Below are 14,172 nucleotides of genomic sequence, written 5' to 3'. Positions count from 1 at the left end.
TAATTAATTGATGGGCTATGCAACAAAAATAAAAAAGATCAATGAAAAAGAGCTAATTAAAATCCCTCTTGAAGAATTAAAAATCAAAAAAACTTTACCCTTTGATGTCTACATTCGTGATTCAGGAATAGATAAAAAAATTTTCAATAAAGGAACGATACTTTCAAATAGTTTTATTGAAGTATTGAAGGAAAAAGGAATAAGTCATGTTTATGTTGAAAAATCTGATCTGGATACTTATAAATCAAGAGCATTGCCCGAATCAGTTTTAGACTCTCCAGTAGCTTTTAAAAATTATTCTTTTTGGAAAGAAAAATTCTATCAGATTGACAGAAATCTTTTAATCCCCGGTATTGAAGTTGATTTTCCTATTTATCACTTAAAGGATTTTAACTTCAAAAAAATTGTTGAAGCATCATCGGAAAAACCATCAATGATTTATGGAGATACTATCCCTGAGGAAGGGGATATTTTAATTGAAAAGAAGGATTTGCCTTTATTTAGAGAGTACATTGAATTTCTGAGTAAAAGAGTTGAAGAAAAAGAGCTGATAATAAAAGAATCTGCAAAAGTTTTAATAGCTGAAGTTTTAAATGAACCAAGAAGTGGAGAAAAAATAAAAAAAGTGGGCAAAGTTGTCAATAATATCATAGAAACAATACTTGATAAGCCTGACTCAATTTATGAACTTTTACATTTAAAAGGTTATGATTACTATACTTACACTCACTCTGTTAATGTGGGAGTTTTGTCTGTAGGATTGGGAATACAGATAGGACTTGACAGAGATACTATATATAAACTTGGAATTGGTGCAATTTTGCATGATTTAGGAAAAAGTCAGATTCCCAATGAAATACTCAATAAACAAGGAAGGCTCAATGAGACAGAATACAATATCATAAAACAGCATGTTTTATTTGGATATGAAATCCTTAAAGAAAAAAAAGAAGTTCCTAAAGAATCTCTTTTAGCAGTACTTCAACATCATGAAAAACTCTCAGGAAGGGGATATCCATATGGCTTGAAGGGAGAAGAAATAAAGCTTTTTGGAAGAATTACAGCAATTGCAGACTGTTATGATGCTTTAACAACCAGAAGACCGTATAAGCCTCCACTCACTCCATATTTTGCACTTTCCATAATTGTAAAAGAAAAAGGAGATCATGACACGGAGCTTTTAAAGGCTTTCATAAAAATGCTCGGTAAAATACAATGAGCAGTTTATTTGATAAACCCTTAGAAAGCATAAAAAAACAACCTCTTGCTTATAGAATGACTCCAAGAAATCTTGATGAATATATTGGTCAACATCATATTCTTTCAGAGGGAAAGCTTCTTCGCAGAGCAATTGATTCAGACAGAATTGCTTCACTTATTTTATATGGACCTCCAGGCACCGGTAAAACAGCTCTTGCAAGAATAATTGCAAACAAAACAAAGGCTCATTTTCAATGGCTTAATGCAACAACTTTAAACATCGAAGAAATAAGAAAGCAGATTTTTGCAGCAAAGCAAAGACTGAGTAAAGGTGAAAAAACAATTCTTTTTATTGATGAAATTCACAGGCTTAGCAGGATTTCTCAGGATGCCTTGCTTCCTGATATTGAAGAGGGAAACATAATTCTTATTGGAGCAACCACTGAAAATCCCTTTTTTTATCTTAATTCTGCTCTTGTTTCCAGAAGTCATGTCTTTGAATTAAAACCTTTGACTGAACAAGAGATTATAACAATTCTTAAAAGAGCACTGTCTGATAAAGAACGTGGCTTTGGAGAGTTAAAAATTGAAATTACACCTGAAGCACTCCTTCATCTTGCAAAATCTTCTGAGGGTGATGCAAGAAAAGCTCTTTCAGCTCTTGAAATCGCTGTTTTAACTACACAACCTGACAGTGCTGGAATTATAAGAATTGATACAAAAATCGCTGAAGAAAGCATTCAGAAAAAACACATTGTCTATGATAAAGCAGGAGATGAACATTATGATACAGCCTCAGCTTTTATTAAAAGCATGCGTGGAAGTGATCCTGATGCAGCAGTTTACTGGCTTGCAAAGATGATTTATGCTGGTGAAGACCCTCGTTTCATTGCCCGTAGAATAGTAATTGCAGCAAGTGAGGATGTTGGACTGGCTGATCCAATGGCTTTGGTTGTTGCAACCTCAGCAGCACAGGCAGTTGAATTTGTAGGGATGCCAGAGGCAAGAATAATTCTTGCTCAGGCAGCTATTTATGTTGCACTTGCACCGAAGAGCAATGCCTGTTACAGAGCAATTGAAGAAGCATTAAATGATATTGAGGCAGACCGTAGTTTTCAAGTTCCAGAGCATCTGAAAGACTCTCATTACAAAGGAGCTAAAAGACTTGGGCATGGAAAAGGTTATAAGTATCCTCATGATTATGGTGGATATGTTGAACAGGATTATCTTCCCGAGAAGAAGAAGTATTATAAGCCTTAAACTCCTCTTAAGTTTCCAAAAATATACTTGTGAATCTGAAGATTTAGCCTTACTGAAAGACCATCACTAATTATCCATTTAGCAAGCTCTGCTGGATTAAGAATTCCATAGGCAGGAGAAAAGAGGATTTCTTTAACTTTTATTTCATGATTTTTTAAAAAATCTTTTGCCCACTCATAGTCAGCCCTGTCAGTTAAAACGAATTTAAGTTCATCAATTTTTTTAAGAAATTTAAGATTTTCAATATAGTTTCTTTCACTCATTCCACTTCCCGGAGTTTTTATATCCATAATTATTTTCACCTGAGGATTTACTCTTTCAATAGAAATTGAACCATTTGTTTCAAGAAGGACTGTATGAGTTTGGACAAGCTGATTCATAATTTCATAAACTTCCTCCTCGAGGAGAGGTTCACCACCTGTTATCTCAACATATTTAAATGGAAATGAATGAATTTTTTTTAAAACTTTATCAATTGAAAGCTCTTCACCTTCATAATAAGCATACTTTGTATCACAGTAGGAGCATCTGAGATTACATCCTGTAAGTCTCAGAAAAATCATAGGAATACCTGCAAGAGAGCTTTCTCCTTGAATGCTTGCAAAGATTTCACAGACTTTCATATTTTTAGATTTGCATTTATTATTTTATAGCCCTGTGGAGTCTCCTTTAGCCAGACCTTTGCAGTAAATCTATCATTCGGTAAAAATCCATAGGAAAGCTCTTTCCAAACCACTACTGTGACATCACCTTCATGTTTAATCTCAGCCACAGGATGTTTTGCAAAGGAAAGCAATGCTCGGACAGCTTCAGCTTCTTTTGATTTTATAATGGCAGGGTCATTTTTGATTTTGTATTTTTCATCACCATATACACGCTTTGTAAAAAGGTCAACAAATCCAGTTATGTATTCATCTGAATGCCTTGCCACAAACCACCATCTTAGAAAATCATTGGGAAGGGGATAAACTCTGTATTGATGGGCTTCAATTTTCTGTTTAAGAAAATCTATTGCCTCTGCTTTAAGGTAAGCCTTTGTTGCAATGTATAAGGCAATGAAAGCCAGTGAAAAAATATATAAAAATTTTGCCTGCTTTTTAAATTTTATTGAAAGAAAAACTGCCAATAAAAGAGGGATTAAAACATAGGGATCAATTATAAAAGTTAAAGAGAGGTTATAAGAATTCCAGTCAAAGGGAGAAAAAATTTTTGTTCCGTATTGATTTGTGAGATCAAGAAAAAGATGAAGGGCATAGGCTATGAATGAACAGCAGTATGCTTTCAAAAAGCCTAATTTTTTGCGAAAAATTATCCCTGGTAAAAGAGGGAACAAAAACAATGCTCCAATTCCATGAGTGATTCCTCTGTGATACATAAGAAAAAGCTCTTTGCTGTAAAGCCTCGTGAGAATATCAATATCAGGCATCAGGGAACTAACAAGAATAATAGCAAGAATTAATCTATTTTTACTGAGCGTTTTTCCCAATACAAATCCAGACAGAGTATGGGTAACAGGATCCATAAAAAAATTGTAACAAAAATTAAATAAATAAAAGAAGTTTTGTTTTGTGCTTGACATTTGAAGAAAATTTATGTATTATAACTTAATCAAAAATTAGGAAAGGAGGCATAAAGTGGAAGCACCAACCTTTTTGGGAATGTTGTTACCTTCAATTCCGCCGTATGTTAGTTATTCTTGGTTAGCAATTATATTTCTTATTATTGTTTCTTTAATCGTTAGAGGAAAGTTATCTTTAATTCCATCGGGAATTCAGAATGTTATGGAAGTTATTCTGGAATTTTTATCAAGTCAGGCACGAGATGCAGTTGGGAGTAAGTATGCGAAAACTTTTATTCCCCTTCTTGGAACTTTATTTCTTTACATTCTTACCTGTAACTTATTTGGACTTATTCCAGGTTTTGAATCTCCAACAGGAAACCTAAATACAAATGCTTCAATGGCTGTTCCAGTATTTTTTATTTATCAATTTTATGGTTTTAAGGTTCACGGAATAAAATATCTTGAACATTTTTTAGGTCCTATTAGAAGCATTTATGCAATTCCTTTCATGGCTTTTATGTTTATTGTAGAATGGATCAGCCATCTTGCAAGACCTGTTACACTTTCTGTCCGACTTTTCGGTAATATGATGAGTAAACATCTCCTATTAATGGTTCTTGGAGTTTTAACGCCTTTGCTTGTTCCTACTCTTGTTTTAATTTTAGGAACTGCAGTTAGCTTTATTCAAGCATATATTTTTATGATTCTTACAGCAGCTTATATTGGTGGTGCAGTAGAAGAGTCTCATTAAAAAATAAACAAAGAAAGGAGGTGTAAGGTAATGAAAAAGGTTTTAACAGCAATTGTTTTATTAACTCTTCTTCTTTCTGCTGGAATAGCCTTTGCTGCAGAAGCTACCCCTGATGCTGCAAAGTTGAATTACTATGGTTTTGCAAGCCTTGGCGCCTTGGTAGGAATTGGTCTTGCAGCAGCTGGTGGAGGAATTGGAATGGGTCATGGATTGAGAGGAATAATGGAAGGCTCTGCGAGAAATCCTGGAGTGGCAGGTAAACTTCTTACCACTTTCATCATTGGATTGGCATTGATTGAAACTCTTGTTATTTACACACTTGTAATAGTTCTTATAACTTACTATGCAAATCCTTTTGTAAAGTAATTTTTCCTTCATTTTTTCAAAGAAGGAGGAGCATTTGCTTCTCCTTCTTTATTTTTTTTAAGCTTAATGATGAATAGAAAAAATTTATTAAAAAATGTGGTTATTCTTTCAATTGTTTCTTTCCTCTTTTCCTCCTTGATTTTTCTTTCAGAAATTTTGAAACCCTTTGAATTTAAAGTTTATGATGCATTTTCAAAGTATTTAAATCCTCCAAAAAAAACTGACAGTATTTGCCTTATCTATGTGGATCAATTAAGCATTGATGAACTAAGCAAACAAAAAATAACTTGGCCCTGGCCAAGACAGATTTATGCTCCTGTTATTGAGTATCTTTCAGAGGCTGATGCTGTTTTCATTGATATACTCTTTACTGAGAACTCTTCTTATGGTGTTGAAGATGACAAAATTCTTGCACAGGCAGTTGAGAAAGCAGGTAATGTTTATCTGCCCATTGTTTTATCAAAAGAAAAAAGAAATTTTGATGAAAAATATGCGAAAAAAATAGCCTATCAAGATCTGATACCAGTAAAATATGAATACAATTCTGTAATCTTTCCGATAGAGGAGTTCAAAAAATTTGCTAAAGGTCTTGGAAATGTAAGCATTCTTCCTGATGAAGACGGAATTTACAGGCAGATGCCTCTATTTTTTAAGGTTAAAGATTATGTAATTCCCAGTTTTGTTATGAGTTACTTTATTCAAAAAAATAGCATTTCTGTTAAAAATAAAGAGATCTCAATAGACAACATGGTTATTCCTCTGAATGATGGAAATTTACTCTTAAAATATTCAAGCGATAAAAATCCATTTCATGTTTTTTCATTTGTAGAGCTTCTTAATGCATCAACATCAGAAAATCAAAACTCAAACATCAAAAAGGATTTTTTTAAAGGAAAGACCGTTTTTATAGGACTTACAGCCGCAGGGCTTTTTGATCTTAAGCCTACACCTCTGTCTTCAAAAACACCTGGTGTATTTATTCATGCCACTGCCTTTGAAAATCTGGTTAATAAGGATTTTATTAAAATTGTTCCCAGATTTCTTATTTTTGTCCTGATTTTTTTTATCTCTGTGATAATTACTTACGCTTTTCTGAAACAGCATTCTATGAAAATAAATCTTGTCGTTTTTTTATGTGTGGCAGCATTTTTATTTTCGCTTAGCTTAATTTTATTCAGATTTTCTTTATATCTACAGCTTTTACCATCCTTTGTATGTCTCTTATGTAGCTCCATAATGACACTTCTTTATAGCTATGCCACAGAGGGAAGAGAAAAAAGCTTTATAAAAAGAACTTTCACTCAATATATGGATAAAAAAATTGTTAATTATCTTCTTGAACATCCTGAAACCATAATACCAGGAGGAAATAAAAAAACTGTTACTGTATTTTTTGCAGATATAGCAGGCTTTACTTCTATATCAGAAAGACTGTCACCAGAAGATACAGCAATGATGCTTCATAAAGTGCTTAATTCATTAACCTTGGTGGTTATTAAAAATGGAGGAGTTGTAGACAAATATATTGGTGATTGTATTATGGCTTTCTGGGGTGCACCTTTGAAAACAGATTTAGATGAGATTAATGCCTGCAGAGCTGCTTTAGAATGTATTGAATCTCTTCGTGAGTTAAATAAAGAGTTTTCAGAAAAAGGATTCCCATCAATCAACATTAGAATAGGAATCCATACAGGAGATGCGATCGTAGGGAATATAGGTAGTGATAGACTTTTTAACTATACTGTAATTGGAGACACAGTAAATATAGCATCAAGACTTGAAGGAGTAAACAAGTTTTTTAAAACAAATATTGTAATCAGCGAGGAAACATATTTAAAAACATTGGATAATTTTCTTGTAAGGCAACTCGGAGTAATAACAGTTAAAGGAAGGGCTAAACCAATAAACATATTTGAGATTTTAGGCGAAAAAACAAAGTCAGACTCTGAAAAAATATTATTTGTTGAAAAATATAATGCTGGATATTTACTTTTCACTCAACAGAGATGGGCTGAAGCAAAAGAAATTTTTCTTTCTCTTGTAAAAGACTTTCCTGAAGATTTTCCATCAAGGTTTTATTTAAAAAAAATAGAAGAAGTTGTCGATTCTCAGCAGTTGACAAAAGATTGGTTTATTATTAAAATTGAAGAAAAATGAAGTCAAGAATAATATTCAATGTGGCTGTTTTATTCTTTCTATTTACTACCCTGTTATGGGCTGACACAATTACTGTTGTAACAAAGGAAAATGCAATAAGGGAGGCTCCAAGATTTTTTGCACCTGTAAAAGCCTATGTAAAATATGGAGATATACTCAATGTAATCGGAAAAGAAAGGGACTGGTACAGGGTTAAGTTTAAAAATCTATCAGGATACATACATAAAACCGCGGTTGAAAAAAGAAGTGTTACAAGTTATGGAAATTATACTAATTCCACAGCTCCTTCAGAGGGCGAGATAACTCTTGCTGGAAAAGGCTTTAATCCACAGGTTGAAAGGCAATACAGAAGTAATCATCCGCAGATGCGCTATAATCTTGTTGAAAGAATTGAAAAATATAGCATTCCTGAAAAGGAAATAATATCTTTCATAAAAAACGGAGGACTCTCAGAACCACAATGAAGAAGTTTATCGTTGTATCAGTTTTACTGCTTTTCCTGTGTTCATGTCAGAATGTTGATATAAATAAAGCTTTGGATATAACATTTACCACCATTCAGGTAACTGAAAAAGCAGCAAGACCCATATCTGATGAAGAAGAATACTATGTGGGAAGAGCTGTTGCAGCAAGACTTTTACAGTCCTATCCTCTTTATGAAGATCCAGAACTAACGAGATATATAAATTTAATTGGCGAAACAATTGCTTTGCATTCTGAAAAACCATTTACATATGGAGGTTATCACTTTGCAGTATTAAACAGTAATGAAATAAATGCTTTTGCCTGTCCAGGAGGCATAATATTGATTACAAAAGGAATGATTAAGCTTGCACAGAATGAGGATGAGATTGCTGCAATACTTGCACATGAAATTGCCCATATAAATCATCGTGATGGAATAAACTCAATTAAACAGGCAAGATGGACAGAGGCACTCACAATTATTGGCACAAAAGCAGCAAGACAGTTTGGCTCTGAAGAACTGGTAAGGCTTGTAAATATCTTTGAAGGCTCAGTGGACGATGTAGTTAAAACCCTTGTGGTAAATGGTTATAGCAGAACACAGGAGTATTCAGCAGATGAATCTGCTTTGTTATATCTTGCAAAAGCAGGATACGATCCTCGTGCATTAATTAATGTTCTTGAGAGATTGAAAAAATCCACTACTGCTTATGGCACAGGGATTTTCAAAACACATCCACAACCTGATGATAGAATAAATAATCTCAAAGATAAACTCCCTTCAGTAAGTGTAGATTTAAATCTCTTTAAGAAAAGAGTACAGAGATTCAGATTTTTTGTAAAAAACTAATTATAAGGTGGAAGGCTTATTATTTTTGAATTTTCTCCATGATTGAGGATGTCTACCATAGCAGTTAAAGACTTTAAATGAAAAATATTAAATACTTCCGGATTTCTTAACTCGCCTGTATTGAACGCTGACAGAAAAATCAATGATTTGTATATTTTTTTTGAGGTTTTGATGGCAACAGAGTTTAACAGGGTTTGTTCAAAAAATTTTTCACTTATTTTTTTAACTTTTTTGTTAATGCTCATTATTTGAAGCCAGTAAAATCTGTCAACTATTCTGTCTGCTTTTATTTCAAAAATAATATGCTGAAAGGAATTAAATTCTCTGATCTTATCGTGAAGCACCGCATCTGCTGCTAAGTGAGTTAAAAATCCGTAGGCAAAAGATTTTTCTTCAGGTGTCTTTGCCATATTTAAAAGCATAAAACCTGTTTTCCATGAATGAGGATTTTTTTCTTGGGGGAGATATTTTTTGCCAATTACTGTGTCAGGAATAATGTTGCCATAAATAAAGTAATCTTTATAAAGTTTTATCATTGTTAAAACCTCTGTAGTTACCAATCCCGAAAGAGAAAGTATCTGCCATGAAAGATAAGTATGAGTAAGCGGTCCCCATGCATAGGAAGGTTCAGGTAAAAAGATAAAAACAATGATGAAAAAAAGCCAGCTCATCTTTCAGCCTGATGGTAAATATTCATTGCTTTATTAACACCTTCAGTAATTATAGCAATAATTGAGTCTGCTGCTAAAGCAACTTTCTCCTTTACTGTTTCCTTTTCTTCTTTTTTAAAAGGACTCAGAACATAATCCGATGTATCCTGATCAGGGTCTTTACTGATTCCCAGTTTTACTCTGATAAAATCTTTCGTTCCAATGTTTTCAATAATTGATTGCACCCCTCTATGTCCTCCTGAGGAACCATTCCTTTTTATTTTTATTTTGCCTAAGGGTAAATCAACATCATCATGGGCAACAATCAGGGAAGAAGGAAGAGACTGTAAAACTTTTTCATTTACCAGCTTTTTTACAGCTCTTCCACTTAAGTTCATGTAAGTTAGAGGTTTTACAATTGCTATATCTTTATCCTGAATCTTTGCCTCAGCTATTAAATAATCATCTTTTTCTTTAAACTTTACATTAAGCTTTCTGGCAAGTTCATCAACTATCATAAAACCCACATTGTGTCGCGTATTTGCATATTTTCTTCCAGGATTTCCCAGCCCAACAATTATAATCATTCAATTTATTTTTCTTCCTCTTCTTCAGCTTTCTTGCCCTTCTTTATAACTTCAGGTTCAGGTGTTTCTTCTACAGGCGCAGCTGCTTCTACTTCTTCCTCTTCTAATGTAATTGTAGCAATAACTTCATCTGGATCTGAAATAACTTTTATTCCCTCTTCAAATTTGATATCTCTCACATGTATTGCATCCCAGACTTTTAAGTTAGAGACATCAACTTCAATATGACCTGGTATCTTTTCAGGAATTGCTTCAATTTCAATTTCTGAAATTCCGTGCTGTAGCACACCTTTGTCTTGTTTAACTCCTATTGGTTCACCAACAAGAACAACAGGAACAGTAACCCTGATTTTTTCAGTGGCACTTACCTCCATAAAATCAACATGTAAAAGTTTTCCGCTAACTGGATCAACCTGATAGTCCTGAAGTATTGCCTGTTTTTCTTCTCCATTCAGTTTAAGAGTAACGAATAATTTTTCTCTTGTAGCAATGTTCATAAATGGAAGAAGTTCTTTTGCCCTTATCTGGACAGGAACAGAATACCCTTTTTTATAAACAATACAGGGAATTATACCTTTATTCCTTAACTGCCTTGCTACTGCCTTTCCTGTCCTTTCTCTTTTTTCTGCATTTAAAACAAATCTTTCCATAACTATTCCTCCTTACACAAATAATGAACTTATAGAAGTTTCTTCATGTATTCTTTTTATCGCTTCACCTAAAAGATGAGCAACAGTGAGAACTTTTATTTTTGGACACTTATCTTGTTTGTCATGAACCGGAATAGTGTCTGTAACTATAATCTCTTCAAGCACTGAATTATTAAGTCTGTCTATTGCAGGACCTGAAAGCACTGCATGAGTGCATGCAGCAAAAACTCTTTTTGCACCTTTTTCTTTTAATGCTTCTGCAGCCTGAACCAGTGTTCCACCTGTATCAATCATATCATCAATTATTAAGGCATCTTTATCTTTTACTTCTCCTATTACATGCATTACCTTTGAAATATTTGGAGCATCACGCCTTTTGTCTATTATTGCCAGAGGTGCGTTAATTTTTTTAGCAAAGGCTCTTGCTCTTTCTGTTCCACCTGCATCAGGTGAGACAACAATGATATTGTTTAAAAGGTTGTTCTTTTTTAAATAATCAAGGATTACAGGCGCAGCTAAGAGATGATCAACAGGAATATCAAAAAATCCCTGAATCTGACCAGCATGTAAATCAATGGATAAAACTCTGCTTGCTCCAGCAACTGCAATAAGGTTTGCAACAAGTTTTGCTGATATGGGAACTCTTGGCTGAGCTTTTCTGTCCTGTCTTGCGTAGCCATAATAGGGAATAACTGCTGTAATTCTTCCAGCAGAAGCTCTTTTTAATGCATCAATCATTAAAAGTAGCTCCATGATGTTGTGATTTACAGGTGTGCAGGTAGGCTGAATAACAAAGGCATCAGAACCTCTCACATTTTCCTTGATTTGAACCATTATTTCACCATCACTGAAAGTGCTAACAATGGTTTCAGTTAAAGGAATTTGCAAATAATCACTAACCTTTTTAGCAAGTTCAGGATTTGCATTTCCAGTTATTAACTTGATACCATCAGGCATTCCCATCTCCTTAAAATAAAATTACCCTCTTTCTGAGGGTTTTTTACTGGGGAGGCAGGATTCGAACCTGCGAATGGCGGATCCAAAATCCGCTGCCTTGCCGCTTGGCGACTCCCCAAAGATGTCAACAAAGGGTTTGAACCACTTTACACCAGTATCCTTCAAAATTTTTCAATGCTTTTTTAGCATCCGCTTCATTGTTAAACAATCCAAACACTGTTGAGCCACTTCCACTCATCAGAGCTTTTTTAGCGCCAGCTTCAATCAATTTTTTTTTAATTTTATCTATCTCAGGATACTTTTCCAAAACAGGCTTTTCAAGATCATTCCACAAGTCAAAACTATTAACATCACCACTACAGAGTAGATTATACAACTGCCAAATATTATTATTTATTTTTTCATATTCTGTTGTCAATTGAGTTTTAAAATTTAAAGATTCATAAGCCCACTTTGTAGAAATGCTGAAATCAGGTTTAACCAGCAAAAGCGTATAAGATTTCTGAATTTTTAAAGGTTTAACTATATCACCCCTTCCCTGCACAATACATAGTGGAAGATAAAGGAAAAAAGGTATATCACTGCCAATTGAGCTTCCTAACTCATGGAGTTTTTTTATGTCAAGATTGAGCTGCCACAGTTCATTTAAAGCTTTAAGAGTAACAGCTGCATCAGAACTGCCTCCACCAAGACCTGCACCACAGGGGATTTCCTTTTTTAGGATAACATGGACACCTTTTTTTATTTTAGTGTATTCCTGTAATGCCTGAATTGCCTTGTATACCAGATTATTTTCCTTTTTTACTGGCAGGTTTGTTTCAATTTCTATTGTTTCCGAAGATTTAAAAATCAGGGTATCATGCAGATCTATGGCATGCATTAATGTGATAATGTCATGGTAACCATCTTGTCTTTTTCTTAAAACTGAAAGCGACCAGTTTATTTTAGCAAATGCCTTAAAGATGCGCATTATTTGATTAAAGGTTGAATTTCTTTTATCTTTTTTTCTACTCTTTCTTTTAAACCTTCTTCTTTTTCATTATGTTTTAATGCTTCCTGCCAGCTCTGAAGAGCTTCTTTAAAATTTCCGAGTTCTTTATAAACATCTCCAAGATGTTCAAGAATTACAGGGTCATCTTTTACATATTTTATTGCTTCAATAAGATACTTTAAAGCATTTTTATTGTCTCCAAGTTTGAAGTAAACCCATCCAAGACTGTCAAGATAATATCCATTGTTGGGTTTCAGTTTTACTGCTTTTTCTATCATTGATAGAGACTCTTTTAGATTAATGCCTCTGTCAGCATAGCTGTAGCCAAGATAATTAAGAGCTTCGGCATGCTCTGGATTAAGAGAAATAACTTTTTTCATTAACTTTTCTGTTTCCTCAAATCTGCCAAGTTTGTCAAAAACAACCCCTGCAGTAAAGTTAATATCAGCATTATCAGGAAATTTATTGAGCGCTTTTTCAATATATTGCTTTGCTTTTTGATAATCCTTTAAATCCATAGCAGTTTCTGTGGCATAGATATAAATTTCAGGCACATTATCTGCAAACTGAAGAATCTCATCATAAATATTTAAAGCTTCTTTAAGATTTTTCTGTTTTAAATAAACTGTGGCAAGATTTAAAAAGGCATTTATCTGCTTTGGATTGATTGAGATAATTCTTTTCAGTATCTTTTCAGCCTCTGTTAGTTTTCCTGTTTCAATGTAAACTAAGGAAAGATAGTACATAAGATTCAGATCATCTGGATGTTTTTGTAGGAGATACTCAAGTTCTTCCTGAGCTTTATCATACTGTTTTGTCTGTAAATAAAGAATAACAAGTTTTTCATGGATCTGCTCTGCCTCTGATTTTTGTTCTTTCAGGGTTTCAAGTTCTTTTATTGCTTCTCCGTATGATTTACGGGAAAGATATAGATTTATCAAGCGTTCTCTTGCAAAAAGATTTTCAGGATTAAGTTCCAATGCTTTTTTGAAATATTTCTCAGCTTCTTTAAAGTTTCCGGAAATCTCCTCAACTGCTCCTAAATTTGTATATGCAGGCTCATAATCAGGATTAAGTTGAAGAATTGCTTTAAAACTCTCCCGAGCTGATTGAAAATCCTTTTTTTCAATGTAAATTACTCCAAGAAAGTGTAAAGCCATTATATTGTCAGGGTCTTCTTTCAGTATTTTCTTAAAGGTTTCAATTGCCTTATCATACTTCTGGGAGATAAGATATAAATTACCGATTTTTGAAAGCATTTCAATTCTGTTTGGTGATTGACTTAGAATCTTTTCATACACTCCAATAGCTTCATTAATTTTCTTTTCCTTTACATAAATGGAGGCAAGAACCTGTAAAGCCTTTGTGTTTTCAGGGTCTTCCTTTAATACTTCATTGATGTAGCTCTTTGCTGTTTCCAGTTCGTCAATATTTAAATATGAATCAGCTAAAAGTATCTTGAGAAGTTTTGATGATGGGTCTTCTTTTAATGCTTCTTTGTAAAAGTCAATTGCTTTATTTAAATCTCCGTTTATGCTGGCATAATATCCAGCCATGAAATTGAAATAAACTTCTCCATTTGCTGGTAGGGGAATAAAAAGAAAAAAAATAAAAATCAGAAATAAAACATATCGCATAAAATATTATGGCATACTCTGAAGCAATAAAAAAAGAGGGGGATTTTCCCCCTCTTTTTAACTTAGCAGGAACCTTTGCATTTGCAGGTA

General features: G+C 33.6%; 15 protein-coding genes and 1 tRNA gene. 7 read left to right on the top strand and 9 right to left on the bottom strand.

Annotated features, from left to right (window positions below; all coding sequences use genetic code 11):
* Nucleotides 1-10 precede the first annotated feature (10 nt).
* Together V4D31_RS07065 and V4D31_RS07060 are read left to right on the top strand one after the other, a co-directional pair.
* Complete coding sequence (locus V4D31_RS07065; RefSeq protein ID WP_353687094.1) at nucleotides 11-1,219, top strand: HD-GYP domain-containing protein; 1,209 nt, start codon at nucleotides 11-13, stop codon at nucleotides 1,217-1,219.
* The gene (locus tag V4D31_RS07060; RefSeq protein WP_353685747.1) at nucleotides 1,216-2,460 is read left to right on the top strand and encodes a replication-associated recombination protein A; all 1,245 of its coding nucleotides are present in this window, start codon (nucleotides 1,216-1,218) and stop codon (nucleotides 2,458-2,460) included. The genes V4D31_RS07065 and V4D31_RS07060 overlap by 4 nt, the downstream gene beginning before the upstream one ends.
* Here V4D31_RS07060 and V4D31_RS07055 read toward each other — a convergent pair.
* Complete coding sequence (locus V4D31_RS07055; RefSeq protein ID WP_353685746.1) at nucleotides 2,457-3,083, bottom strand: radical SAM protein; 627 nt, start codon at nucleotides 3,081-3,083, stop codon at nucleotides 2,457-2,459. The genes V4D31_RS07060 and V4D31_RS07055 overlap by 4 nt on opposite strands.
* Complete coding sequence (locus tag V4D31_RS07050) at nucleotides 3,080-3,982, bottom strand: metal-dependent hydrolase (protein ID WP_353685745.1); 903 nt, start codon at nucleotides 3,980-3,982, stop codon at nucleotides 3,080-3,082. The genes V4D31_RS07055 and V4D31_RS07050 overlap by 4 nt, the downstream gene beginning before the upstream one ends.
* Before the next feature lie 112 nt (nucleotides 3,983-4,094).
* On the opposite strand from V4D31_RS07050, the gene atpB reads away from it, so the two are divergent.
* The 5 genes from atpB (at nucleotide 4,095) to V4D31_RS07025 (ending at nucleotide 8,610) form a co-directional block, all read left to right on the top strand.
* On the top strand, nucleotides 4,095-4,772 hold the full coding sequence (gene atpB, locus V4D31_RS07045) for a F0F1 ATP synthase subunit A (protein WP_353685744.1): 678 nt from the start codon (nucleotides 4,095-4,097) through the stop codon (nucleotides 4,770-4,772).
* Nucleotides 4,773-4,802: 30 nt separating this feature from the next.
* A complete protein-coding gene (locus V4D31_RS07040) occupies nucleotides 4,803-5,138 on the top strand; it encodes a F0F1 ATP synthase subunit C (RefSeq protein ID WP_353685743.1) in 336 nt (111 codons plus the stop codon).
* Nucleotides 5,139-5,204: 66 nt separating this feature from the next.
* Nucleotides 5,205-7,295: an adenylate/guanylate cyclase domain-containing protein gene (locus V4D31_RS07035; RefSeq protein ID WP_353685742.1), complete on the top strand. Its 2,091-nt coding sequence runs from the start codon at nucleotides 5,205-5,207 to the stop codon at nucleotides 7,293-7,295.
* Nucleotides 7,292-7,759, top strand: a complete 468-nt coding sequence (locus V4D31_RS07030) for an SH3 domain-containing protein (RefSeq protein WP_353685741.1) — start codon at nucleotides 7,292-7,294, stop codon at nucleotides 7,757-7,759. The genes V4D31_RS07035 and V4D31_RS07030 overlap by 4 nt, the downstream gene beginning before the upstream one ends.
* Entirely contained in the window at nucleotides 7,756-8,610 is an 855-nt protein-coding gene (locus V4D31_RS07025; protein ID WP_353685740.1) for a M48 family metalloprotease, read from the top strand. The genes V4D31_RS07030 and V4D31_RS07025 overlap by 4 nt, the downstream gene beginning before the upstream one ends.
* On the opposite strand, the gene V4D31_RS07020 is transcribed toward V4D31_RS07025, so the two are convergent.
* The 7 genes from V4D31_RS07020 to V4D31_RS06990 form a co-directional block, all read right to left on the bottom strand.
* Entirely contained in the window at nucleotides 8,607-9,281 is a 675-nt protein-coding gene (locus V4D31_RS07020; RefSeq protein WP_353685739.1) for a zinc dependent phospholipase C family protein, read from the bottom strand. The genes V4D31_RS07025 and V4D31_RS07020 overlap by 4 nt on opposite strands.
* The gene (pth, locus tag V4D31_RS07015; protein ID WP_353685738.1) at nucleotides 9,278-9,847 is read right to left on the bottom strand and encodes an aminoacyl-tRNA hydrolase; all 570 of its coding nucleotides are present in this window, start codon (nucleotides 9,845-9,847) and stop codon (nucleotides 9,278-9,280) included. The genes V4D31_RS07020 and pth overlap by 4 nt, the downstream gene beginning before the upstream one ends.
* Nucleotides 9,848-9,852: 5 nt before the next feature.
* Complete coding sequence (locus V4D31_RS07010; protein ID WP_353685737.1) at nucleotides 9,853-10,497, bottom strand: 50S ribosomal protein L25; 645 nt, start codon at nucleotides 10,495-10,497, stop codon at nucleotides 9,853-9,855.
* Between the two features lie 12 nt (nucleotides 10,498-10,509).
* The gene (locus tag V4D31_RS07005; RefSeq protein ID WP_353685736.1) at nucleotides 10,510-11,454 is read right to left on the bottom strand and encodes a ribose-phosphate pyrophosphokinase; all 945 of its coding nucleotides are present in this window, start codon (nucleotides 11,452-11,454) and stop codon (nucleotides 10,510-10,512) included.
* A 46-nt stretch (nucleotides 11,455-11,500) separates the two neighbouring features.
* A tRNA-Gln gene (locus tag V4D31_RS07000) sits at nucleotides 11,501-11,572 on the bottom strand.
* 6 nt (nucleotides 11,573-11,578) lie between these two features.
* Complete coding sequence (ispE, locus tag V4D31_RS06995; RefSeq protein ID WP_353685735.1) at nucleotides 11,579-12,424, bottom strand: 4-(cytidine 5'-diphospho)-2-C-methyl-D-erythritol kinase; 846 nt, start codon at nucleotides 12,422-12,424, stop codon at nucleotides 11,579-11,581.
* Complete coding sequence (locus tag V4D31_RS06990; RefSeq protein WP_353685734.1) at nucleotides 12,424-14,082, bottom strand: tetratricopeptide repeat protein; 1,659 nt, start codon at nucleotides 14,080-14,082, stop codon at nucleotides 12,424-12,426. The genes ispE and V4D31_RS06990 overlap by 1 nt, the downstream gene beginning before the upstream one ends.
* Nucleotides 14,083-14,172: the final 90 nt, after the last annotated feature.

This window comes from Thermodesulfovibrio sp. 3462-1, from assembly GCF_040451425.1.
GTDB lineage: Bacteria > Nitrospirota > Thermodesulfovibrionia > Thermodesulfovibrionales > Thermodesulfovibrionaceae > Thermodesulfovibrio > Thermodesulfovibrio obliviosus.
Note: the sequence above shows the minus strand (reverse complement) of the source record. Positions and strands in the feature narration are given on the sequence as shown.